The organism is Halomicrobium sp. HArcel3, from assembly GCF_058933135.1.
Window position 1 is genome coordinate 225,672 of the sequence record NZ_JBZYDN010000003.1, and the last position, 24,093, is coordinate 249,764.

Sequence of the window (24,093 nt, forward strand, 5' to 3'; positions counted from 1 at the left end):
GGCACCGCCAGAGGAACCATGGGCCCGTCAGCAACGAACCCGGTGAAATCGATCGAGGCGATGTTCACTATCGTCGAAGCTCTCAAGGAGCTCGACGGTGCGGGCGTCACCGAGCTCGCCGACCACCTCGAACTCCCCAAGAGCACCATCCACAACTACCTCGCCACGCTCGAACAGGAGGAGTACGTAGTCAAGGAGGGGACGACCTACCGCGTCGGCCTGCGATTTCTCGATCTGGGCGCGTACGCCCGCGACCAGGTCGAGATGTTCGAGGTGGCCAAACCAGAACTCGAACACCTGGCCAGCGAGACGGGCGAACTCGCCAACCTCCTCGTCGAGGAACACGGGAAGGGATCCTACCTCTACCGGACGCGCGGCGAGATGGCCGTCCAGGTCAAGGGCCACGTCGGCACGCGCGCACCCCTCCACAGCACCGGCCTCGGCAAGGCCATCCTCGCGCACCTCCCCGAGGACCGCGTCGAGACCGTCATCGACCACCACGGCATGCCCGCCTCGACGCCCGAGACCATCACCGACCGGGACGAACTGTTCGACGAACTCGAACGGATACGCGACCGGGGATTCGCCTTCGACGACGAGGAGCGACTGCGCGGGCTCCGCTGCGTCGCGGCGCCCATCCTGGCCAACGACGACGTCGTCGGGGCCATCAGCGTCTCGGGGCCCACGAACCGGCTCCGGGACACCCGGTACAGGGAGGAACTCCCCCAGAAACTCCTCGAAGTCCAGAACGTCATCGAACTGAACGTCACCTACTCCTGACGGCCGACCGTATCGTTCACGATCGATGAATACGCGGCCTGACCGACCGCATATTCGCAAGCCGGCGGGCCTATTCGGTCGAATTTCTCCGTCGTCGGCGCCTAACACCGGTACGTCTGTTATCTGACCTGCCGCCGCGTCGACTGCGATCCGCCACTGAAATACAGATCGATCGCTCGATCCGATGGGACGGTCAGTATCTCGTCGGCGCCTCGGTGCCACTTCAGCGCCGGTCTCGGAAACTATCGCCCGGACCGACCCCGCGAGGCCAGCTAGCTGTCGACTATACTGAATGGCATCCAGGCGGTGGGGACTGGGACGTACGTCTCGGGTTCGTCGCAACCGTCGTCTTGCAGTTGCCGGGCCAACATTCTGATGGAAGCGGGCCCAATCGACCGCTGGCGCGCTTCGTCGACCACTGTATCGCCCGCAGAACAGCCACGACTCCGACTCCGACGAACACAATGACTCACCACGACCACGACGATTCCCGACAGCAGCGAAGCCAGCATCGCACCAGACAGCCGGCCCAGCACCGCGGCGGCCAGCGCGACCAGCGGGGCGGACACGCTGCGAGCCAGCAGGGGCCGGGTCGGATGGGCGCACAGCAACACCAGCAGCCTCAGCAACACCAGCAGTCACAGCAGCGCGGCCAGCAGTCACAGCCGCCCCGGCAGTCACAGCAGCACATTCAGCAGACAGGTGGCGGACAGCAGCGCCAGCCTACCGGCCAGGGACAGCGGGACCAGGCGGGTCACCGGGGCGGTCAGCAGCGGGCTGGTGGCCAGGGCTTCACCCCCCAGTCCAGCCCACAGCGCAGCCAGCAGCAATCTGGCCAGCAGGGAAGCCGCCAGCAACTCGGCCAGCAGCAGCCGGGCCAGCGAGGCGGCGGACAGCAGGGCGGCTGGCAGGGTCAGACGACCCAGGGCCTGCAGTACGGCGGCGAGGCCCGTCACGGCCAGTCACCCCACCACGTCGGCGCGCAGCAGCGCTTCGGCAAGCCCGGGCAGGGCGAACAGGGCGGGCAACTGACCCAGCCGCAGTCGTCGCCACAGGACCAGCACTACTCCCAGGAGGCCTACCCACAGGTCGGCGGTGATCAGGACGGCCCACAGCAGCGTCGCTCCCAGGCCCAGCAGGGACAACAGCGCCAGCAGCGGCAGCAACAGGGCACTCACCCCCGTGGCCAGCAGCGAAGCGGTGGTCGGCAGGGTGGATACGGGCAGGCTGACCAGCAGTATGGCGGTGACCAGCAGGGCGGCTACGGCCAGGAGGGCCAGCAGGGCGGCTACGGCCAGGAGAGCCAGCAGCGTCTGCAGGGACAGCGCGCCCAGCAACGGGGTCAGCACAGCGGCCAGCAGCGCCAGGCCGGCGGACCAGACGAGCGAGAACAGCGGAACCTGCCGCGCCAGGAGTAACCCGTCTCGTGGTGTCGGTTGGGAGCCCTAACCGTCGTTCGACCTGACTGGTGCCGTCGAACGCCGGGAAAAAAGTACAACCGACACTATCGGACCGCGTCGGCGTCGAAGACTATCAGACCGAGTCGGCGTCGAAGAGGCGCCGACAGAGTTTCCGCTGGGCGCTCCGGAGGTGGCCGTTGAACGTCGGCTGACTGATGTCCATCGTCTCGGCGATCTCCTTCCCGGTCCGGGGACGAGGACGTTCGAAGAAGCCGCTGAAGTAGGCCGTCTGTATCGCCTCTAGCTGGCGGGGCGTCAGGTCGTCGGTCATCGTCCCGTGGAACTCCGCCGTCGTTCGGCAGTCGCGTTCGTCGCTGTAGCGGGCCAGCAGCTCCGACCCGGGGTACCTGGTCCGGAACATCTCGACGAACTCGCGGACGGCGGCGTCGGCGGCGAGTTCGACGACCACCGTCGCCTCTCCGTCCGCGGCGGTCCCCTCGCGGAGGCGGCCGCCGTGTTCGAGCACCGTCCCGGCCAGGCTCTCCGCCTCGAGCGTCGCCTCGAAGTGACAGCGTTGGTCGCCGTCGTCGGTCTGGGCCGAAACCAGGTCCAGGTCCGTCACGGGGAGGCGCGATTCGAGCGCGAGGACGTCGTCGGCCGGGGAACCCGTCGTGGTGAAGTACCCGCGCAGGCGGCCGTCGGGCCGGGGAACGACGGTGTCGAGAGACGCCGAACAGTCGGCCTCGTCGGCGATCGTCACGAGCGGGAGCGCGTCGTCGTCGACGGCGAACTCGAGGACCGCGGCCTCCTCGCTCACGAGCGCCTTCTTGCTCTCGACGGCGTTGATCGCGTGGGCGATGGTCTCGCTCAGTTCGCCGAGCACGGACCGTTCGAGTTCGTCGAACACGCCCGGGCTGTCCCCGTAGAGCGTGAGGACGCCGTAACAGGTGTCGTGGTACACCAGCGGGAGCGAGATGGCGGCGTGGTAGCCACGGTTCAGGGCCGCCTGGCGCCAGCACGCACAGCGCTCGTCGGAGAGCACGTCGTTGGCGAACTGGGGCTCCCGGCGTTCGACGGCGCGAGCGGCGGGGTGGTCGCTCTCCTCGCCTTCGTCGGCGTCGACCGTGAGGCCGTCGAGGGATCCCTTCTCGGCGCCCGCGGACTCCCGCGGCCGTACCGCCCCGGTGACCCGGTCGACGTCGCCGACCCACGCGAGTTCGTAGGGGCCGCCGGTCGCCAGCCGCTCGCAGACGACGGACTCGATCTCCGTCCGCGTCGACGCCTGGACGAGCGCCTGGTCGATGCTCCGGATGATGTCGTTGACCCGGTCCAGCCGTTCGAGCGCCTCGTTCTGCGTCTCCAGGGTCTGCTCGCGCTCCTGGAGCTGTCGTTCCCGTTCGACGCGGGCCGTCACCGTCTCGAGGGTGGCCGCCGTCGCCTCGACGAAGTCGCGCTCGGCGGACCCGAACCCGTCGCGGTCTATCGTCGCCGTCACGAACAGCCCGTGGGCGCCGAGGGGGATAGCGACGGCCTCGGTGAGGTCGTCGTTCGCGCCGGGCAGTTCACCCACGTCGTCCACCGTCCGCACCTCGTTCGCGACGAACGTCTCCCAGAACGGCCCCGTCTCGGGATCACACAGCGACTCGGTCGGCATGCCGTCGGCGGCGTCGTCCGTCTCTGCGATGGCGTGCAGGCCGCCTTCGTCGTGGTCGTACCCGAGGACGGTCGAGACGGGCAGTTTCAGCGTGGACTCGGCGTGGCCGACGGCGGCCTCGGCCACGTCCTCGTGGCTCTCCATGCGGAGCAGGTCCCGGGCCATCTCGTTGAGCGCCGCGAGCTGGGCCTCCCGGTGTTCGCGTTCGAGTTCGTAGCCGATCCACTGGCTCGTCAGCTCCACGACGGCCCGTTCGTGGGCCGTGAACGGTTCCGTCCGCGGCGACCCGGAGGCGAAACAGACTGTCCCGTACAGTTCGCTCCCGAGCGTGACCGTGGTCCCGACGTAGCTCTCGTGGCCCCAGACGTCGTAGGCCGGGTCGTCGTCCCATCCCTGCCTGGCCGCGTGTTCGACGGTCAGGGGCGCTTCGCGGGAGAGGACCTTCCGGCAGTACGTCTCCTCGACCGGCGACGGCTCCCCGTCGTCGAACTGCTCGTGACCGCCGACGGCCGCGACGGTCGCCAGTTCGTCGCCGTCCCACCGGGTCAGCGCGGCACAGTCCAGGCCGAGGCGCTCCTGGCCCAGTTCCAGCAGTCGTTTCACTTTCCGTTCGAAGGGCCTGTCGGGGTCGGCGACGACCTCGTTCTGTTCGCGGAGGTAGCGTTCACGCTCCTGGAGTGCGACTTTCGCCTCGGCCCGCTCGGTGAGCGTCCGCAACATACGGTCGATCTCGCGGTCGGGCTGGTCCGGCCCGAAGAACTCCTCGGGCGGGGTGTAGTAGACGTTGTGGCAGACCGTGTTGTCGTAGACCAGGTGCGGATGGGTCTGGATGACGGTCCCGAGCGCCTCCGGCGGGAACCGCGAGCGGTCGTACTGGCACAGCGCGATGCAGTCCTCGCCGTGGAACAGGTCGTTCACCTTCGATTCGTAGGCCATGAAGTCGGCCGTGGAGGTCGACTCCTCGAGCAACCAGCCGACGGTCGCCGCGATGCGGAGCGCCTCGTACTCGCGGGTCGCCTCGTCGATGACGTCCGCGTAGAACGCGACCATGTCGTCCGGGTCGAACTGCCCGTCTCGCAGGTAGGTCTCCTCGACCGTGTGGAACGTGAGCGCACCGGTGTCGAGCGCCGCGTCCACGTCGACGTCGGTGCGTCGAAGGCCCGCGAGGACGGCGTCCTTGCTCGCCGCTTCCAGGAGGCACATGCACCGTTCGCCCCGGCGGAGGCCCTGTACCAGGTACGGGACGGTCGCTGCGACCTGTTCGGCCCGGTCCTCGTAGATCAGGGCCATGTGTTCGTTCGCTTCGTGCCCGTCGAGCGACTCGACGGGGCCGCGGAACGACGGGCTCGACCGGAGCGCGTCGAGGCCGCTCTCCAGGGTGAGGACGTCGTCCTCCTCGCGCGATACCCGTTCGATCAGGCTCATGCGACCACCCGGACCGTCGATACTCGCCGTCCAGTGCGGGAGTCCGTGGCGAGTTCGAGTGCTGTCGACGCGGCGCCCGTGTCGATCTGTGACGATCGAGAGGATGGTTGCAGTTCAGACATGATTGTCTCACTCAGGTCGTCCGAGGCCCACCGGATCCCGCGTGGAAATTCCCGGCGTCCCCGGGTTCGTAACCACTTGGCCGGATGATTCACTGGTGCATAAGAATTGTGCTCCGACAATCAGATCTGCAGATTGACACCGATGGCGAGCCGGTTCGTTACCAGTTTCGGATCGACGCCGGCGGCGTTCGGGGGCGAGAACGAGGGCCGCGAAAACGACAAATCTGCTGGAGACGGCCTGTGAACGGCGCGTTCGCACCGGGCCGTGGCCCGGTCGTCAGGGGATCACTGCCCGGCCGCGCTGGCCCGGGAGTCCTCCCCGACCCCGGCGGCCCGGAGCGGCCGGACGTCGACTTCGACGCCGTCGACGGTGACCCGGTCACCGGTGACCACGACCTCGTGACGCTCGTAGGTGAACGCCACCTGCCCCGCACAGCCGCCGTCGAAGAGCGCGTCCAGCGCCTCCGGGTCGATGGTTTCGTACAGCGGGGCCAGGTCGACCGGGTCGACGTCGTCGGCGTCCGCGACGGCGTAGATGACCGCTTCGTGCACTGACGTCTCGTGAACAGTCGCGTCCGAACTGAAATTCATCGTCGTGACCAATGCCCGCCCGTGGCATATGCGTGCTCGCGATATCGATAGGGCCCGGAAACGTCGGGACCTATCCATATCGGGTCCGGGGGTCTGCGACCACCGCTATCAGGTGAGGATCGAGTCGAGGAGCTTCTGCTGGGCCTTCCGGAGGTGCTGGTGGAACGTCGGGGCGGTCACGTCGAGAGACTCGGCCACCTCCTCACCGGAACTTTCGCGGGGCCAGTCGAAGAAGCCGGCGTGGAAACTCGCCTCCAGCGACGCGCGCTGGCGGTCGGTGAGTTCCTCGATCAGGGTCCGTTCGATCCGCTGGCGGGAGTCGGTGCGACTCACCTGCTGACGGGTCACCAGCGTCGCGTCCGCGTAGGTGTCCCGGACGTCGTCGACCATCCGCCGGACGTCGATGGTCGGTGGCAGGTGGACCCGGACGTGCATGGTGTCGCCCTCGACCCGCGCCTCGTCGACGTACCCGCCGCTGTCCGCGACCGCGGAGACCACCGGCGGCTCCGACAGCTTGAGCTCGAACCGGCTCTCCTCGCCACCGTCCGAGTCGTCGCCGAGGACGGTGAGCGCCTCCCAGTGGGAGAGTTCGTCGACGAGCGACTCCATCGAGTCCAGGGCCTCGCCCTCCGCGGTCCCGTACTGGAGGAAGGTGTCGTCGCCCACAGAGATCGTCTGGGTGACGGTGATCGTCCCCGACACGGAGCGGTCCGCCTCCGCGAGGACGTCGTCGATCTGGACGTCGATCTCGACGACGTCGTCGCTCATCAGCGCCTGCTTGCGCTCGATGCTGGCGATGGCGTGGCCGATGATCTCTCCGAGCTGGGCGATCACCTCCTCCTCTTCGTCGGCGAACGCGCCGACCCGGTCGGTGTAGACGCCGAGGACGCCGTACAGCGTGTCCTGGTGGACGATGGGGATGGCCGCACAGCTCCGGTAGCCGTACGCCTCGGCGACGTCGCGCCAGGGCTCGAACGTCGGGTCCGAGAGCGCGTCGTGGACGACCTGGACCTCCTTCGAGCGCGCCGCGCGGCCGGCCGGGCCCTGTCCCGCGGGGCGGTCACCGTCGACGCTGATCTCGGCGTCCGCGACGTATCCCTCGACGCCCGCTTCGACGCGTGGCGTCAGCGAGTCGGTCCGGGGGTCGACCTCGGCCGTCCACGCGAACTGGTAGGTGTCTGAGTCGGCGAGCCGGTCACACACCGTCTGTTCGATCTCTTCGCGCGTGGACTGGGCGACGAGCGCCTCGTTGATGTCGCGGACGACGCCGTTGAGGTTGTCGAGCGCGGCGAGGTGTTCGCGTTGCTCCTCAAGTTCGCGCTCGTTGTCGCGCCGGTCGACGGCCGCCGCGAGGATGTTGGCGACCGACTGGACGAACAGCGCGTCGTCCTCGGAGAACTCCCGACGGTCGGTGTCGTGGGTCGCGAGGACGCCCCAGGGACTCGCACGTGAGCCGACGACGGCGCTGATCCCGCTCTCGATGTCGCCCGCCACGAGGTTGCCGGGTCGCTCGAACCGGTCCTCCGCGGCCATGTCTTCGACGACGATCGGTTCGTCGGCCAGCAGCGTGTACCCCGCCTGCGACTGGCGACCGACGTCGACCGCGGCCGAGCCGACGCGCTCGGGCGCCATCGCGGCGCTGGCGCGCACCACCAGGTCCTCGGCCCTCCGGTCGAGGTCGAACACCTTGCAGTAGTCGCTGTCGAGCGTCTCCGTCACCAGGTCGACGGCCTCGTCGAACAGCCCGTCCAGGTCCTCGGAGCCGAGCGCGCGCTGGCCCAGGTCCGCCACTACTTCTTGCTGGCGGGCCCTGGCCTCGAGTTCGCGTTCGCGTTCGACGCGCGTGTAGGCCGCCTCCGCGTTGGACGCGAGGATCTCGATGAGCCGGCGGGTTCGCTCGTCACACGCGTCTTCATCCTGCCAGCCCACGGCCAGTACCCCGTGGTCACCTAGCGGGACGAACAGCCCGGCGGTCATGTCGACCTCGTCGGGACTGGCCATGAGGTGGTCCGACTCGCGCACGTCCGCGTAGTAGTTCGCCTCGCCGTCGCAGTAGGTGTGGCCGACGATGCTCGAGTGGTCGACGGGGAACTCCGGGAGCGCCTCCCGCATGAAGTCGGTGTCGACGGACAGCTCGTCCAGTGTCAGCACGCCCGCCTCGCCGTCGTAGCGATAGACGACGACGCCGGGGAGGTCGATCACGGAGGTGGCGGCGTCGACCACGGTCCGGCTGACGTCGCTCTCGTCCTGCGAGCGGATGAGCTCGCGTGAGGACTCGTGGAGCGCCTGGAGCGTGTCCTCGAACAGTTTTCGCTCGGTCGCGTCGCGCGTGTAGGTGACGATTCCGTCGACGGTGGGGTCCTCCAGCAGGTTCCGACCCTTGGCTTCGAGGACGACCCAGGAGCCGTCCGCGTGTTCGAACCGGAACTCGACCAGCGGGTTGTGGTCCGGGTCCTCGACCAGTCCCGCGTACTCGTTCTGGATGGCCTCCCGGTCCTCGGGATGAATGTACTCGAAGACGTTCTCGCCAGCCAGATCCGCGGGGTCGTAGCCGAGGACGTGCTTCGCCGACGGGGTGACGTACCCGAGGGTACCGTCGGGGTCGATGATCGCGTTGACGTCCTGTGACTCCTCGAACAGCGTCTCGTAGCGTTCGAGTTCCCGTTCGCGCTCCTTGCGCTCGGTGACGTCCTGGACGACGCCGTCGAAGTACACGTCGCCGTCCTCCTCGGTCCGCATCGCGGTCACCGAGATCCAGATCGTCCGCCCCGCCAGGGTCTCCTGTTTCAGTTCGTAGTCCTCGACGACGCCCTCCGCCATCAGGCGCCGGCTGAACTCGGCGCGTCGCTCCGGGTCCGTATAGAGGTCGCTGACCGGCGACCCGACGAGTTCGTCGACGGAGTCGGCGTCGAATATCGCCGCCAGTTCCGCGTTCCCCGCGACGAACTCCCCGTCCGGGCCGGGCGTGTTCCGGTAGACGCCGACGGGCACGTTCTCGACGATCCGTTCGTACCGTTCGAGTTCGTGCTCGCGCTCCTTGCGCTCGGTGACGTCGGTGAAGTACACCGAGAGGCCGGACTCGGACGGGTAGGCGTCGACCTCGAACCACGTCCCCAGGGGCGGGTAGTACTCCTCGAAGTGGATCTGTTCCTGGGTTTCCACGGCCTCGCGGAACGCCGCCTCGAACGCCGACCCGGCTGTCCCGTCGAACGCGTCCCAGATGCGCACGCCCAGGAGTTCGGATTCGGGCCGGCCGAGCACGTCCGCCGCGTGGTCGGTGACGGCGGTGATGCGCCACTCGTCGTCCAGGCCGACGAACCCGTCCGACACCCGCTCGAAGACGTCGTTCAGTTCGCTCTCGAGTTCGTCGCGCCGGGTCTCCAGCCGCTCGTTTTTCTCCTCCAGTTGTCGCTCGTACTCGCGCCGGTCGGTCGTGTCGCGGGTGACCGTCGCGAACCCGTGGAGTTCGCCGTCGTCGTCCTGGATCGGGGTGATCGTGATCGACGCCCAGAACCGGGAGCCGTCGGCCCGGACGCGCCACCCCTCGTCCTCGGCCGACCCCTCCTCGAGGGCGCACGAGAGGTTCTCCGCCGGCACGCCTGCAGCCGCCTCCTCGTCCGTGTAGAACGTCGAGAAGTGCTCGCCGACGATCTCGGACTCCTCGTATCCCGTGATCCGTTCGGCGCCGGCGTTCCAGCTGATGACGTGACCGTCCGGGTCGAGCGTGACGATAGCGTACTCCTCGGTGGCCTCCACGAGGGACCGGAAGCGGCCGTTCTCGCTCTCTCCCTCGTCGTCCACCGCGTCCGTCACCCCGTCTACTGCGTCCGTTGTCCCGTCGCCGTCCGGTTCCCACCAGACGTGTTCGGTCCCGCCGACGCGCTTTCGCGCCAGCTCCCCCTCCTCGACGAGTCCCTCCAGCCGCTCGCTGGCGGCCTGCTGCGAGCAGTCGAGGGCGTCTGCGACCTCGGCCGTCGTCAGGGGCTCGTCCCGTGCGTCGGTGGACCGAAAGACGGCCAGGGCCGATTCCCGCCCGTCCCGGTTCCTGCTGACCATGTCCGAGTATGGGACAGGGCAGCCTTATTTAAACTCTGTTAACGGTAACAAATCACTGCCATCACAGGTTGAGCGGTGTGTGGTCTGCTGTGACGTGGAGCAACAATGGTGGCTCGTCTGGGGACAGACGGAACCGACTCGACGGCTGCCGTGGCCGTTTCCGGCGAGTACTTCTGACGCGTTCGTAACAAAATCCGCGGTTTCGGTTCCCGTTTTCTGGCGATGCGGTCGGGGCCACGAGGGCCGTTCGAAATCGCCCCTCGATGGCACGGGTTGCCGTTCGATGTCTCGTGAACACGTCAGTCCGGATCGATGGAACACGACTGTGTCCTGACAACTGGGTCTGTCGGAACGTCGCGGCTGAAGACTGGTTCGTTGCCGTGTTCAAACTGACTCCTGGTCGTGAACGGCCACGACCGCTGTCGTGCCCGTAGACGTCCACGAATACTGACTTGAAACCATTCAGACTCGCTAGTGTTCGGACAGGTCCGAGGTACTGGCCACGCCTGGGCCGCGTTCTCGGCAAGTCGTCACGCCGGTCACCGGGGTGGGCAACGACTCCGGGACTGGCCGCGCCGCGTTTGCCGGTTTCGGTAGCATCACCCCGGTTCTCACCCACCTACGGTCATGACTGTACGGATCGTGCTCGTCGGCACGGGGAACCAGGGCGAGGCGTGGTGTCGGGACTTCTTGCCCCCGAACGAGGCCGACGACACCGTCGAAGTCGTCGCGGCGGTCGACGCGGACGAGGACGCCCTCGAACGGGGCAGAGCGTTGCTCGGCCTCTCGCCGGACCGGTGTTACACGGACGCCCAGACCGCCGTGGCGGCTCACGAGGCCGACGCGCTAGCGCTGGTCGTCCCGCCACACGTCCGCGAATCGCTGGTCGACCTGGCCGTCGAACACGACCTTGACGTGCTCTGCGAGAAACCCCTCGCCGACTCGCTGGAGACGGCGGCCCGCATCGTTCAGCGCGTCGAGGACGCCGGCCTGAAGCTGGGCGTCACGATGACCCAGCGCTACCGAGACGACGTGACCTCCCTTCGCCGACGGGTCCGCTCGGGCGAGTACGGCGACGTCGACGCCATCTACAGCCGCTACGCCGTCAACGCGCGCTCCTACGGCACCTGGAAGCCCGAGCGCCTCTACGACGTGGCGAACCACCCCATGCTCGTCGAGGGCGCCATCCACCACCTCGACCTGCTCGCCGACCTGGCCGGCGACCGCGTCGCGACCGTCTTCTGCAACGCCTGGAACCCGCCGTACTCGGAGTTCGCCGGCGACCCCAACGCCCACGTCCACCTGGTGATGGCGAACGGGACGAGCGTCAGCTACGAGGCGTCGAACACGAGCGCGGTGACGTTCAACGGCTGGGGCGACGAACACGTCCGCGTCGACTGCGCCGAGGCGACGCTGCTGCTGGACGGCCACGAACTGCGGTCGTTCCCCTACGACGCGGCCGAGGAGGACTTCCTCGGCAACACCCGCATCGGGGACGGCGAACTGCTCGCGCTGGAGGAGGGCGAGAAGTGGGGCAACGCCTGGCTCGTCGAACGGTTCGCCGAGTGGTGCGAGGGGGGCGAGCCGATGGAGACCAACGCCCGCGACAACCTCCAGGCGATGGCCACCGTCTTCGCCGCCATCGAGAGCGACGAGACGGGTGAGGCCGTCGACGTCCAGTCGATGCTCGCCGACGCCGAAGCGGCCGCGGCCGACGGTGAGTGACGGCCGGCTCGAACGGGAATTCAGTCAGTCGCCGTCGCCGATTCGCTCTCGCGGTTCGACGTTCTCCAGCGCCGGGAGTTCGCGCTCGCCGACGGGCGTCGCCCATTCGGCGGCGTTCGCGAGCACGCGCTGAATCTCGTCGTCGTGGTAGATCGGGTGGGTCTCGTGGCCCGGTCGGAAGAAGAATATCTTTCCCCTGCCGCGCTGCCAGCAACAGCCCGAACGGAACACCTCGCCGCCTTCGAACCAGGAGGTGAACACCACCGAATCGGGCGTCGGGACGTCGAACGGTTCGCCGTACATCTCCGTCGGCTCCAGTTCGAGGCACTCGTCGATGCCGTCGGCGATGGGGTGAGTCGGCTCGGTCACCCACAGGCGCTCGCGTTCGTCGGCCTCGCGCCACTTCAGCGTCCCTGTCGTCCCCAGCAGCGAGCGGAACACCTTCGAGAGGACGGCCGAGTGGAGGGCGATCAGGCCCATCCCACCTCGCACGGCGTCGGCGACTCGCTCGGCAACGGCGTCCTCGACGTCGTCCTGTGCGATGTGGCTCCACCAGACGAGGACATCGGTCCCCTCGAGGACGTCCTCGGTCAGGCCGTGCTCGGGCTCCTGGAGCGTCGCCGTCTCCGTCTCGAACCCGCGGTCGGCGAGCGCGTCGGCGATGGTTCCGTGGATGCCGTCGGGGTAGACGTCGGCGACGGCGTCGTCCTCCCGCTCGTGGACGTACTCGTTCCAGACGGTGACTGTAGGTGCCATACCGGAGGGTGGACGCTCTCGCCAAAACGGGTTCCCGTAGCGGCAACGGAGGACGGCGCGGTGCGAGCGGGGACCGCTGACGACGGTGGTCGCTGGCACCCGGCGCCGGCCGGACCGTTACTCCAGTTCGTAGCTCCCCTTGGAGTCCCAGATTTCGGCCATCAGGTCGGCGAAGGCGGCCGTCCGGACGGGGTAGCCGTCGGGGTTCTCCCGGTCGATGGGCTCGGCGGCCATCTTCTCGACGAAAGTCTCGTTGTAGTCCAGGTCGTCGATGGTCTCGCGCACGTCGAACGTGATCGTCCCGTCGTCGTCGGTCTGGAGCCAGCCCGCTGCCTGGGCCTCCTCGTCGTACTCCAGGGTGTAGGTCTCCCCCAGCATCTCGCAGACGTCGTCCATCGACCCGATCTCCAGGTCACCCTCACCGGCCTCGATGTAGAGGGTCCCGTCGTCGATGCGCGTGTCGTAGCGTTGCATACGTGGTGTGGGGGATCGATCGAGTAAGGGACTGTCGATTACGCTCGATGAGCGAATGCGAGGGACGACCGACTCTCTCAGATGTCCGTGATCCGGGTGTACTCGTCGTCGAGCGCCTGGGCGTCCTCGGGCAGGAGCGCGACGACGAGGTAGGAGGCGTACTCCGAGAGGTAGTCGACCAGCGCGGCGATGCGGTCGGAGTCGATGGCCTCCAGCGAGTCCAGCAGCATGAAGGGGACCTCCTCGTGGACGTCGTGGACCAAGTAGCCCGCGAGCGCGAAGACGAGGCCGGTCACCTCCCGTTCGGACTCCGAGAGGTGTGCGACCGTGTCCTCGTAGGCCGCGCCGCTCTCGGTGCTCCGGACGACGTGGAGTTCGAACACCGTCGTCGTCACCTTCTCGCGGCCCTGGCGGACGGTCTGTTCGAGCCGTTCGATCCAGATGCGCTCGAGGTTGTCGTAGCCGAGCACGTCGAGGATCGCCTCCATGTGGGTGTTGAACTGCTCGACGGCGTCGGCCTCGATCTGGTCGATCCGGGTGCGACACTCCTCGAGTTCGTCGAGCAGCCCTTCCCGCTCCTGACGCAACTCGTCCTCGCGGGCGATGGCCTCCTCGATGGACTCGATCTCCCCGGAGACGTCCTCGAGGTCGGACTCCAGGCGGCCGAGTTCGAACTCGAGCTGGTTGGCCTCCTTGTGGAGGTCGAGCACCTCGCTGAAGTCGTCGGATTCGAGCTTCTCGACCTCGGTTTCGAGCGACTCGACGTCGTCTGTCAGCGCCGACTTCTCCGTCCGGAGTTCGTCGAGGCGGTCCCGACGGCTCTCGATCTCCGAGTCGACGTCGTCGAGCCGGCGTTCGAGCTTCGTCCGCTGCTCTTGCTGTCGTTCGGCCTCGCGCTGTTCTGACTGCAGTTCCTCGAGGCGGTCCTCGATGTCGCTCGTCTCGCCGAGTTTCGTCTCGCGCAGCGACCGCAGCGATTCGAGCGTCGAGTCGATCTGGTCTGCCGTCACCTCGGAGCCGCAGGTCCAGCAGACGACCTCGTCGTCCTCGACCAGCCTGGCGGTGACGTCGGAGTCCCCGTCCTCGACCAGTTCGTCGAGGACGCCCTCGCCCTCGTCGTCGAGCATCTCCTCGTTGAACTGGATCGCGCTCTGGAGGTCCTGTATCTCCCGCTCGACGGTCTGTTTTTGCTTCCGGAGGCGGTCGATCTCCGCGTCCAGGTCCGCGTGGTCGCCCATCGGCGCCTCGGGGAGGTCGGCCAGTTCCGCCTCCAGGTCGTTGCGCTCCTGTTTCAGCGACGTGATACTGTCGTCGGTGGACTCGATCTCGTAACGGACCTGTTCGAGGTCGCTGCGGGTGTCCCGTAGCTCGTCGAGTTTCTCCTCGAACTGGGCCTTCTCGTTGCGGGTCTCCTCGATGCTGGCGCTGGAGGCTTCGATCTCTTCCTCCTTGGCCTCCAGTTCGTCGCGCTTCTGGGCGATGTCGTCTCGCAACGCGGTGCGGCGCTGTTCGAGCGTCGGCAGTTCCTGCTTGAGCGAGCCGATCTCCGCGAGGTCGTCGTTTATCGTCTCCTTTTCGTCCTCGAGGCGGCGGATCTCCTCGCGGATGGCGTCGATGTCCACCGGGCGCATGATGATCTCCCGGAGGTCCTCGGCCCTGGCGACGGCCCGGCGCGCCTCGTTCGCCTCGAGGAGGAAGGCGAACAGATCCGCGACGGTGGCGTCGTCGAGGTAGCCGTTCCCGGAGAAGGAGACGTGGCCGTTGGTCCGCTGCAGGCTGCGCTCGTACGTCTCTTCGCCGAGGTTGAGCTGCACGTCTCCGGTGTCGGCGTCGCCCTTGAGCGACGCGTTCGTACTGCCGAGCGCCGCCTGTATCGCCTGGAGAAACGACGTCCTGTTCGTGGCGTTCTTCCCCGCGAGCACCGTCACGCCTGGCGGAACGTCGACCGAGGTCTCGTCGATCCCCCCGATCTTCTCGACCTGGAACCGGGCGAGCTGGTCAGCGTGCTGTGTCGTCGTCATTGATAGTCGGGTAGGTACGTCTATCTCTAATAAGTATTCATCTTTCTGTCCGTCTGGGACGCGCCCACCGACCCCGGTTCGAAGCCGTGACCGCCGGACGCACGGACTCTCTTCCCGTCGAGAGCGCTCAGTCCTCGGCCTGCGCCGTCTCGACGTCGTCGTCGCAGTCACAGCCGCCGCGTTCGAGCAACTCGGCGACGGTGTACTGCGAGCCACACTTCTCACAGAGCACGTCGACGGTGACGAACAGTCGGAACTCGTCGAGGGTGATCCGGTCTGTCTCCCGTAGCTGGTTCAGATTCGTCTCGCAGACCGAGGAGAGGCGCGAACTCAGTCGCTCGATGCTGTCGGCGGTGCGCTCCAGTCGGTCCTCGTCGCTGGCCCCCTCGTACTCGGCCCCGCGCTCGTTCTGGAGGTACGACCGGATGGCCTGATAGGTGACGAAGTCGCGTTCGAGCTGCTCGACGTCGATGCCGTTGCGTTCGAGCCGGCTGCGGGCCTCCGTCCGGGTCCCCGACGTGACGTCCTCGGCGGTCAACAGCCGGAAGATGTTGTCGACTTCCCCGTCCAGCGTGGACATGCCGGCGTCGCTCATTGCCGCCGCCAGCAGCCGCCGGTTGAACTCTTCGGCGAGGTCGCGGAGGCTCTTCCGCTCCGTGCCGTCGTCGGTCCAGGCCGCCTCCAGTTTCCCGCCGTACTCCGGTCCCAGGTCGTAGCCCTCGATCAGTCGGCCCACCTTCGTCTGCGTGGCCCCGCCGGTGCTTCCGTTACCCGATGCCATTTACTTGCCTTCGAGTACCGGACCGGCGTACCTTAACTTTATGATGCCTCGCTCGCACCACGCCGACGCCGCGCCTTCCCGCGGATCGGATAACACGCATACGTCTGTTATCGACAGATAGGCTTCCCCGCTCGCGACCGAGAACGGACTGCCGACTAACGTAATGGATCTGTGTCTATTCCGGAGTTACATTTGATTGCTGTCTGAATTAGCGTCTCGCCCGACGACGTCGATCACGATCGACGGTGATGTACTGGATCGGTCCGAATGTCGAAAAATCGGCCGGTACTTCCGCGATTCGGGCGACCCACACGTTCTCCGAGTCGTCGGTACCGGGGGAGTCACCGGCCACTCTCACCAACAATATCGAATCGATATAATACTACAAAATATTACGTTTACCGGATCTGCGCCGTCCAGAACGGGCTCACTCGATGTCGATGGAGTGGCCCGTCGAGTCGGGAGCGACCTTCGGGATAGTCACCGAGAGGACGCCCTGTTCGAGCGTGGCCGTGACGTCGTCGGCGTCGACGGGTTCGGGCAGGCGGACGCGACGCGAGATGGACTCGCTGGTCCGCTCCTGGTGGACGAACTCCCCATCCTCGGTCGATATTTCGTCGCTCCGGGTCGCGTCGAGGTGGAGGGTCTGGTCCACGACGCGGACGTCGACGTCGTCGGGTTCGAACCCCGGGAGGTCCGCCCGCACGTCGAACGCGTCGCCGCGGTCGACCACGTCGATGGAGGAGGCGCCGGAGAGTTGCTGGGGATTCAGCCCACCCCACTGCCGAGAGGCGTCCTCGAATTGCTCGCCCATCTGGTCAATGAGTCGCTCGATCTCGTCGAACGGCGTGCGTCGAGACATACCCGTACTCGGACCCGGTCGACCTTTGTTACGTCGTCGTTACGCGATGTTCCGACCGTCCGTCCGCCCGTCTCTGTCACGAGCGAGCGTCCGCCGTGGAGAGCCGACGACCGCCCGAGAACGGACTCCACCGGGCCGGTCGCGACGGGCAAAGCACGTGTTACTCCCTGACAAGCAGGGCTGAACCTCGGCACGGCGACAGGGCGGGCACGGGTCTGGCCGTCCGGTCCCTCGCTGCTCCCACTGTCAGGTCGACCGCCCGCCGCGGACAGGTGACTTCGACGTCACTGGCCCGTTTTTCCGTCTCGGGAGCGTAGACGAGACCGACCAATGACAACAGGCCCATCGACGGACGAGGCGCCGGTCACCGCGACGCCCCCCGAGTCGGCGTTCCGGACGACCGGACTCGACCACGTCACGCTCATCGGCAGCAACGAGGCGGAGACCATCGAGTTCTACCGCGACGTCCTCGGCATGCCGCTGGTGCTCCGCCAGCCGAATCTCGACCAGCCGGAGGTCACCCACCTCTTCTTCGACACCGGCGACGGTCGCATCCTCACGTTCTTCGTGGAGGACGATCGGGACTCCAGCCGCCAGCCGCTCCGGACTCCCATCGGCGGCGTCCACCACGTCGCCTTCACGGTCGACCCCGAGCGCTTCGACGAGGTGAAATCGGGGCTCTCCGAGAACGGCTACCAGTTCAACGAGTTCGACCGCGGCATCTTCCACTCGCTGTACACCCGCGACCACAACGGCCTCACTCTCGAGTTCGCCACCGACAAGTACGAGATCCCGGACGACCGCCGCGGGGAAGTGCTCGCGCTCGCCCAGGCAAAGCGGGTCGAAGACGGCGCGGAGTACGCCGAGGCCGAGCACCTCGAAGCCGCGCTGGACGAACTTGGCCTGGATAGCGAGGCGGTCGACCTCGGCGATGCCGCGACGGGCGCGGGGGTGGAGTGAGATGAGCGACGCCATCCACGCCGACCAGCCGACCCGGACCGCCGGCGCCACGCTGGAGGACGCCGACGCCGCCGTGGTCATGTTCCACGGCCGCGGTGCGACGGCCCAGAGCGTCCTCTCGTTCGCCGACGAGTTCGACCACGACGGCGTCGCCTACGTCGCCCCCCAGGCCGCCCGCAATACCTGGTACCCCCAGTCGTTCATGGCGCCGATGGAGCAGAACGAACCGTGGCTCTCCGCGGCGCTGGACCGGGCCGACCAGGCCGTCGCCGACGTGGAGGACGCGGGCATCCCGGCCGAGAACATCGTCCTGCTCGGGTTCTCCCAGGGCGCCTGTCTGGCCTCGGAGACGATGGCGCGTAACGCCCGTCGCTACGGCGGCCTGGCCGCCCTCTCCGGTGGCCTCATCGGCCCCGAGGGGACCCCCCGCGAGTACGAGGGCTCGCTCGACGAAACCCCGGTGTTCATCGGCTGCAGCGACCAGGACCCGCACATCCCGCTGGAGCGCGTCCACGAGACGGCCGAGGTGCTCGAGGACCTCGACGGCGACGTCGACGAGCGCATCTACGAGGGGATGGGTCACACCGTCAACGAGGACGAACTGGCGGCCGTGGACGAGATGATCGGTGCGCTGGGAGAGTCAGTCTGAACCTCTCTTCGCTGCGCTTCTGCGAAACTCCGTGCCCGCTTCGAACCGCTCTCTCCCGTCTTTGATCCGGGAGGTGTCGGTCACGCAGGTACCGGAGACGCGGTCGATCGCTCTGACGACTATCGGATTCGACCCGCCGAATCCAGGGAATCGTTCACAGCAACTGCCGTATCGTGCACTACACCACCTGAACCGGGGATGGCCGGCGACCGACACGCTCAATCCTCGTTCGCATTCGAAACGTCCTGCCACGACGACTCGCCGAAGAACGACTGAAGCGCCACGAGCACTCCCACGTACGTCCCGAAGGCGATGATCAAGACGGGGATCACGATCGCCAGCACTAAACTACCTAGCGGGTTCATTCCGGCCAGCTGGAGGGGCGTCATGCCAGACGGTAGATTCCTCTCCCTGGTTAATATTGTCGATACTGTGCACAAATGACGTGCGTCTGAGGCTTCCCAGGTCGCTCTCGGAGGCCGGTCTGCAACACGCGAAACGAACCCGTTCGGGCGGGATCAATAGTACTCCGGATCCCTCGTAGCAAACGACTCTACCCAGGTGTCCGTCTCCTCACTTGCACGTCCCCGAGAGGTGAACTATCGCTGTCACCGCCACCGAGTCACCGCCACCGAGTCACCACAGGCTGTCACGATCCATCGGTCCCGTCCCGTCTCTTTTCGCAGCTGCTGGAAAACTGAAATGGACGGACACCGACTGCCGGCGCCCGGGGATGTGGCAGCCGATGGTTGTAGCAGCCGATAGTTCGTGGGCCGGGAGCGACCCGTCCGATACTGCTCGATTCTCCACTCGCCGGCTACGAACTCTCCAGGGCGAGCGCGCCGACGTCGTCGGCGTTCCCGTCGGCCGACTCACCGCGGTACAGCACGAGGTCGTACGTGGCAGGCGAGAGGGGCCCGTCGACGTCGGTTTCGCTGTTGATGGAGACCGTGTCACCGTCGTCGCGAACCGTCATCGTCGGGGTCGATTCGTTCCCTGCGGCAGCAGGGTCGAGCACGAAGACGACGCGGCCGTCGCCGTTCTCGTCGTGCGCGGTCGCGTTGATCTGGTAGTTGACGTCGTCCTCGTCGCCGACGCTGAGCGTCGCGGCGTCGGCGTCGCCGACGGCGACCGGGATCTCGGCGGTCTCGTTCTGCGAGGCCACGGGCACGTCTTCTTCCAGGCCGAACTCAGACGGCGGAGTCCCCTCTCCGGGGCCTGACGACTGTTCCTCGCAATCGTCATCACAGGGCACGACCCGGGCGTCGACCTCGGTCAGTTCCTCCTCGTCGTGGATCACGGTCACGCTGGCGTTCAACGGCCCGGCGACCGAGTGCGTGTCCACCGTCGTGGCGAAGGTGCCGTTATCCGTGACGTTGGTTCTCTCTCGAATCAGGAACGGACGCGTTACGTTCGTCGACTCGACCAGCAGTTCCAGTTCCGTCCCCGGCTCCAGGTCGCTCTGGCCGGAAATCTTCGACGCTGTCCCCGAGACGAGGGTCAGCGTCTCGCCCTCGCGGTCCACGGTCGTTCCCGACTGTCGGTCGCCGGACTCGGTGTTCGCTTCGCAGTCGTCGTCGCAGGGGACGACCGCGACGCTCTCGCTGGCCAGAACGCTGTCGTTGTGGCGGACGGTGAGAGTAGCCGTCGCGCCCGGGGACACCGCGCCGAGATCCAGCCTTGTCGCGAACGAGCCGTTCTCGGCGACTGTCGCCTCCCTGGTCTGCAGGAAGGGGTTGCTCGCGTCGGTGGAGGTGAGGCGGACGTCGAGGGTGGTTCCTGCGTCGAGGTCGGTCTGGCCGCTCACCGTCTGACCGGGGGCGGCCGCGAGCGTCACGTTCTCGCCGTCGTGGTCGATGGTGGTCCCGCCGCTCGAGGCGAAGGTAACGGCCGTCGCCGCGAGCGCGGCTGCGATCAGGACGGCGCCGACCACCAGCGCCAGGCGTTTCATCCGCGCACCTCCGGGCGGCGGGTGTTCGTCGCGCGATGCGAGGCGTCAGGGCGGTCGACCGGGACGGTCCCGGCTGGAGGGGTGGCTCTCATGCCAGTCGAGGTATCGGGGCGGGAGCTACTATCTTCGACGATAGGTTAAATCGAATTTTACGTGGCGTACCGCCTCCGTCAGCGTTTTTGTCCGGGTCCCCATTGGCGCGAACGATGGACCCGGGAGTCGACCGGTCGCTGGCGGGCGTCGCCGTCGCCGTCCTGGCGCTCACCGCCGTCATCGGCGGTCTCGCACTCACCGCGCCGACGGCCGAGACGGACGTGGTCGCCCGGCCCGCGGGACAGGCAGCGGATCCGGTGGCGGGCGTCGGGGCGATCCACGACGCGGGGGTGACCGGCGAGAACGTCACGGTCGGCGTCGTGGACGTGACCGGATTCGACCCGGACCACCCGGCGCTCCGGAGCCAGGTCGCCGCCACGCGTGCCTTCGCGCCCCAGGAGACGGTCCGCAACGGTGGCCGTCACGGCCACGGCACCGCGGCGGCGTCGCTCGTGACGACAGTCGCCCCCGACGCCGACCTCTATCTGGCCTCTTTCGACACCGCCGCCCAGTACGAGTCGGCCCTCGCCTGGCTCCGGTCGGCCGACGTCGACGTCGTCGTCGCGCCGGTCTCCTTCTACGGGACTCCCGGTGACGGCTCCGCCCGGGTCGCGCAGGTCGCAGACCGGGTCGCCACGGACGACACCGTCGTCGTCGCCCCAGCCGGGAACCTCGCGCAGGGACACTGGACCGGCCGGTACGACGCCGTCTCCGACGGGAAACTCCGCTTCGAGGGCGGCACGCGTAACTACCTCCGGGGCAACGACTCCCGGGATCTGACGATCTGGCTCTCCTGGGACCGATCGCGCGCGGACGAGGACTACACCGCCGAACTGTACCGGACGAACGGGTCGACGGCGAACCTCGTCGCGCGGTCCCGGCCCTACGAGGCCGATCACGTCCCCAACGAGCGCATCTCGGTCCGCCTCGCCGGCGGGACGTACTTCCTCGTCGTCCGCGGGCCCGCGAACGCGACGGGGACGTCGCTGCGCCTCTCCTCGCCGACGCACGCGCTCCAGTACCGGACCGAAGGGGGCAGTATCGTCGCTCCCGCGACGGCCGAGTCGGTCCTCGCCGTCGGTGCCTCGGAGTACGCGACCGGCCGGGTTGAGCCGTTCAGTTCGCGCGGACCGACCGCGGACGGCCGGCGGGGCGTCGACGTCGTCGCGCCGGACGGATTCCGCGCCGCGAGCCGGCCGGACGGGTTCGTCGGCTCGTCGGCCGCGGCGCCGTACGTCGCGGGCATCGCAGCGCTCGTCCTCGACGCGAACCCCGACCTGGACCGCGAGGCGGTCGAACGGATCGTCGAAGCGAGTGCGATCGACGTCGGCGAGCCGGGCCCCGATCCGGCGGCCGGCCACGGCCGCGTCGACGCCGCATCGGCCGTCGAACGGGCCCGGAACGAGACGGGTTAAAGCCAGTTTTAAGCCATGCACAGCGCTTAGTACGTCGGCCTTCGAGGAGCGAACAGACGCTGGCACGTATGTCGGGACTCATCGACCGGATACAGGAGCGGACGGCGACGTCGAACGAACACGCGCGCGTCCTGGAGATGGCCGACGCGGACGCCGACGAGGTGCTGAACGCCCTCTCGTCAGACACCGCGCGGGCCACCTTCCGGACGCTGTTCGACGACCCCGGGACCCCCTCCGAGATCGCCGACGCGGTCGACACGTCGGTCCAGAACGTCCACTACCATCTGACGAACCTGCAGGACGCCGACCTCGTCGAACCCATCGACACCGTCTACTCCGAGAAGGGCAACGAGATGGCGGTCTACGGGCCGGCCAGCGACCCGCTGGTCTTCGTCGGCGACGAGCGACGGACGCCGGCGGTCCAGCAGTCCCTGACCGATGTCGTCGGTGGTCTCGGCGTGCTCGGCCTCGCCAGCCTGTTCGTCCAGTTCGGCGCCGAACGCCTGATGCAACGGGCCAGCCGCGCGCCCGACGTCGTCGGCCCCGCGTCGCCGGACGCCACCGTCACGCCGCCGCGGGGCACCGTCGCCTGGGTCGTCTTCGAAGTCGTCGAACCGGGCGTCCTCTTCTTCCTCGGCTGTCTCGCCGTCGTCGGCGCGGTCGCGCTGCTACGCGCTCGCTAACGCGTCGCGATTACGACCGGAACAGGCCCAGCAGGAGGCCGACGCCGACGACGGCGAACACCGCGCCCGCGGCCAGTGCACCGATTCCGCCGAGGTCGAGACCGCGGTCCTCGGCCCGCGAATCGTCGAGCACTGCCGTTCTTGGGCCGTCGGCGCCGTCGCCGACCGAGAGCGTGCCGATACTGACCGGTCGGCCGATCGCCTGGTGTCCCCGGTACAGTCGCACGTCGTACGCGCCCGCCGGGAGCGGTCCGTCGAGGGTCGGTTCCGGTTCCCTGATCGTCAGGTCGTCGTCCGCGGAGACCGTGCCGAGCGTCGCACGGTCGGTGCCGGCGTTAGCCGTCCTGAACGAGAGGGTGACCCGGCCGTCGCCGTCACCGTCGTCGACAGTCGCGTTAATTCCGTAGCCCTCGGGCGCGTCGCCGATAGTGACGGTCGCGGCGTCGGCGTCGCCGATGCGGACCGGGATCGTGGCGTTCTCGCCAGCGTCGGTTCGTACGATGGATTTCTCGAGCGCCAGGTCGTTCCCTTCCGGACCCGACTCCAGTACGATCAAGGCGCCGACGGCTTCGGGGTCGCCTGTGGCCGAGTCTCCCCGGTAGAGCGCCACGTCGTAGGTGGCGGGGTCGATGCTGTCGCCGAGATCGGGCTCCTGATCGACGACCGTGAGTTCGTCGCCCTCGTCCGCGGCCGAGAGCGTCCGTTCGTCGGTCCCCGCGGCGGCCGCGTCGAAGTAGACGCCGACGACGTTGTCACCGTTGCCGTCGCGGACCGTGGCGACGGTGACGTAGTTGACGTCGTCGCTGCCGAAGACGAGCGTCGCGGCGTCTGCCTCGCCGAGCGCCACCGGGATGTAGGCCGTCTCCGTCGTCTCGACTTCGGTCACCGACTCGAAGTCGAGTTCGCCGGGGTCGATCGACGGGCGCGGGGTCGGCGTCTCGGTCGTCGCCGGTTCACAGTCGCCGTCGCAGGCGACCACCTCGCCAGTCGTCTCGTTCAACTGCTCGCCGTCGTGGAGGACCGCGATCCCGAACGGCGTTCCGGGGTCGACGTTACTCAGGTCCAGGTGCGTCGAGAAGGACCCGCCCTGCGTGACGATGACCTCTCTGGCCACGAGGAACGGCTCGCTGGACTCTTTCGACTCTATGCGGACGGTGACCGACGAGCCGGCGTCGAGGGACGTCTCGCCGCTGATCTCCTGTCCGGGGCCGGACTCGAACGAGAGTCGTGGACCCTGCTGGTCGATGGTCGCCGCTGGTTTACAACCACCGTCGCACTCGCCGACGCGGGCGTCCGCGGCAGCCAGTTCCTCGCCGTCGTGGTGGACCGAGACCGTCGCGGCCGACCCCGGTTCGACGTTCGAGAGGTCGACGTAGGCCGTGAATTCACCGTCCGCACCGACCTCGGCTTCGGGCCGTGACAGGAACGGCGACGACGGATTCTCCGACTGGATGTGTAACTGAACCGTCGTCCCGGGTTCGAGGCTCGTCTGGCCGCGGATCACCTGTCCTTCGCCGGCCGCCAGCGACATCTCGTCGCCGTCGTAGACGAGGATGGTCGTCTGTGCCGTCGCGCCGCCTGCGAGAGCGAGTGCGCCGACGAGGAGGGCCGTAACCAGCAGTGTTCGGGGAGGGAAGCTGCGTCGCATTTGGTCGACGTTTCCCGGCCTGTACTAAAGCCTCCCCGGTAGCTTCA

General features: G+C 67.7%; 18 protein-coding genes. 7 read left to right on the top strand and 11 right to left on the bottom strand.

Going from position 1 to position 24,093, the window contains the following annotated elements; all coding sequences use genetic code 11:
• Positions 1-18: 18 nt before the first annotated feature.
• Together AC5FRV_RS10605 and AC5FRV_RS10610 are read left to right on the top strand one after the other, a co-directional pair.
• Positions 19-780, top strand: coding sequence for an IclR family transcriptional regulator (locus tag AC5FRV_RS10605; protein WP_493561067.1), 762 nt, complete (start codon positions 19-21; stop codon positions 778-780).
• Between the two features lie 464 nt (positions 781-1,244).
• Complete coding sequence (locus AC5FRV_RS10610; RefSeq protein ID WP_493561068.1) at positions 1,245-2,198, top strand: hypothetical protein; 954 nt, start codon at positions 1,245-1,247, stop codon at positions 2,196-2,198.
• 115 nt (positions 2,199-2,313) lie between these two features.
• Here the strand turns inward: AC5FRV_RS10610 and AC5FRV_RS10615 are convergent, their stop codons facing one another.
• The 3 genes from AC5FRV_RS10615 to AC5FRV_RS10625 form a co-directional block, all read right to left on the bottom strand.
• Complete coding sequence (locus AC5FRV_RS10615) at positions 2,314-5,259, bottom strand: MEDS domain-containing protein (protein WP_493561069.1); 2,946 nt, start codon at positions 5,257-5,259, stop codon at positions 2,314-2,316.
• A gap of 407 nt (positions 5,260-5,666) precedes the next feature.
• Positions 5,667-5,972 carry a HalOD1 output domain-containing protein gene (locus AC5FRV_RS10620; RefSeq protein WP_493561070.1) on the bottom strand — a complete coding sequence of 102 codons (306 nt, stop codon included), beginning with the start codon at positions 5,970-5,972 and terminating at the stop codon, positions 5,667-5,669.
• A 108-nt stretch (positions 5,973-6,080) separates the two neighbouring features.
• Positions 6,081-10,028, bottom strand: a complete 3,948-nt coding sequence (locus AC5FRV_RS10625) for a PAS domain S-box protein (protein WP_493561071.1) — start codon at positions 10,026-10,028, stop codon at positions 6,081-6,083.
• A gap of 627 nt (positions 10,029-10,655) precedes the next feature.
• Between AC5FRV_RS10625 and AC5FRV_RS10630 the strand changes: the two genes are divergently transcribed.
• Positions 10,656-11,753 (top strand): Gfo/Idh/MocA family protein, encoded by a 1,098-nt coding sequence (locus tag AC5FRV_RS10630; RefSeq protein WP_493561072.1) that lies wholly within the window; start codon positions 10,656-10,658, stop codon positions 11,751-11,753.
• 24 nt (positions 11,754-11,777) lie between these two features.
• Here the strand turns inward: AC5FRV_RS10630 and AC5FRV_RS10635 are convergent, their stop codons facing one another.
• The 5 genes from AC5FRV_RS10635 to AC5FRV_RS10655 form a co-directional block, all read right to left on the bottom strand.
• Positions 11,778-12,509: a ThuA domain-containing protein gene (locus AC5FRV_RS10635; RefSeq protein WP_493561073.1), complete on the bottom strand. Its 732-nt coding sequence runs from the start codon at positions 12,507-12,509 to the stop codon at positions 11,778-11,780.
• Between the two features lie 117 nt (positions 12,510-12,626).
• Complete coding sequence (locus tag AC5FRV_RS10640; protein ID WP_493561074.1) at positions 12,627-12,983, bottom strand: hypothetical protein; 357 nt, start codon at positions 12,981-12,983, stop codon at positions 12,627-12,629.
• A gap of 77 nt (positions 12,984-13,060) precedes the next feature.
• Positions 13,061-15,004, bottom strand: coding sequence for an archaea-specific SMC-related protein (locus AC5FRV_RS10645; protein WP_493561075.1), 1,944 nt, complete (start codon positions 15,002-15,004; stop codon positions 13,061-13,063).
• Between the two features lie 127 nt (positions 15,005-15,131).
• Positions 15,132-15,785: a rod-determining factor RdfA gene (gene rdfA / locus AC5FRV_RS10650; protein ID WP_493561076.1), complete on the bottom strand. Its 654-nt coding sequence runs from the start codon at positions 15,783-15,785 to the stop codon at positions 15,132-15,134.
• Positions 15,786-16,212: 427 nt separating this feature from the next.
• The gene (locus tag AC5FRV_RS10655) at positions 16,213-16,647 is read right to left on the bottom strand and encodes an Hsp20/alpha crystallin family protein (RefSeq protein WP_493561077.1); all 435 of its coding nucleotides are present in this window, start codon (positions 16,645-16,647) and stop codon (positions 16,213-16,215) included.
• 330 nt (positions 16,648-16,977) lie between these two features.
• Here AC5FRV_RS10655 and AC5FRV_RS10660 point away from each other — a divergent pair, with 330 nt between their 5' ends.
• Positions 16,978-17,607 carry a VOC family protein gene (locus tag AC5FRV_RS10660; protein ID WP_493561078.1) on the top strand — a complete coding sequence of 210 codons (630 nt, stop codon included), beginning with the start codon at positions 16,978-16,980 and terminating at the stop codon, positions 17,605-17,607.
• A gap of 1 nt (position 17,608) precedes the next feature.
• Positions 17,609-18,256, top strand: a complete 648-nt coding sequence (locus tag AC5FRV_RS10665; protein WP_493561079.1) for an alpha/beta hydrolase — start codon at positions 17,609-17,611, stop codon at positions 18,254-18,256.
• A 218-nt stretch (positions 18,257-18,474) separates the two neighbouring features.
• Here the strand turns inward: AC5FRV_RS10665 and AC5FRV_RS10670 are convergent, their stop codons facing one another.
• Positions 18,475-18,645, bottom strand: coding sequence for a hypothetical protein (locus tag AC5FRV_RS10670; RefSeq protein ID WP_493561080.1), 171 nt, complete (start codon positions 18,643-18,645; stop codon positions 18,475-18,477).
• 428 nt (positions 18,646-19,073) lie between these two features.
• The gene (locus AC5FRV_RS10675) at positions 19,074-20,207 is read right to left on the bottom strand and encodes a BGTF surface domain-containing protein (RefSeq protein ID WP_493561081.1); all 1,134 of its coding nucleotides are present in this window, start codon (positions 20,205-20,207) and stop codon (positions 19,074-19,076) included.
• Between the two features lie 206 nt (positions 20,208-20,413).
• On the opposite strand from AC5FRV_RS10675, the gene AC5FRV_RS10680 reads away from it, so the two are divergent.
• On the top strand, positions 20,414-21,715 hold the full coding sequence (locus AC5FRV_RS10680) for a S8 family serine peptidase (protein ID WP_493561082.1): 1,302 nt from the start codon (positions 20,414-20,416) through the stop codon (positions 21,713-21,715).
• A gap of 68 nt (positions 21,716-21,783) precedes the next feature.
• Positions 21,784-22,398 (top strand): ArsR/SmtB family transcription factor, encoded by a 615-nt coding sequence (locus tag AC5FRV_RS10685; RefSeq protein ID WP_493561083.1) that lies wholly within the window; start codon positions 21,784-21,786, stop codon positions 22,396-22,398.
• A gap of 10 nt (positions 22,399-22,408) precedes the next feature.
• On the opposite strand, the gene AC5FRV_RS10690 is transcribed toward AC5FRV_RS10685, so the two are convergent.
• Positions 22,409-24,046: a BGTF surface domain-containing protein gene (locus AC5FRV_RS10690; protein ID WP_493561084.1), complete on the bottom strand. Its 1,638-nt coding sequence runs from the start codon at positions 24,044-24,046 to the stop codon at positions 22,409-22,411.
• Between the last annotated feature and the right edge of the window lie 47 nt (positions 24,047-24,093).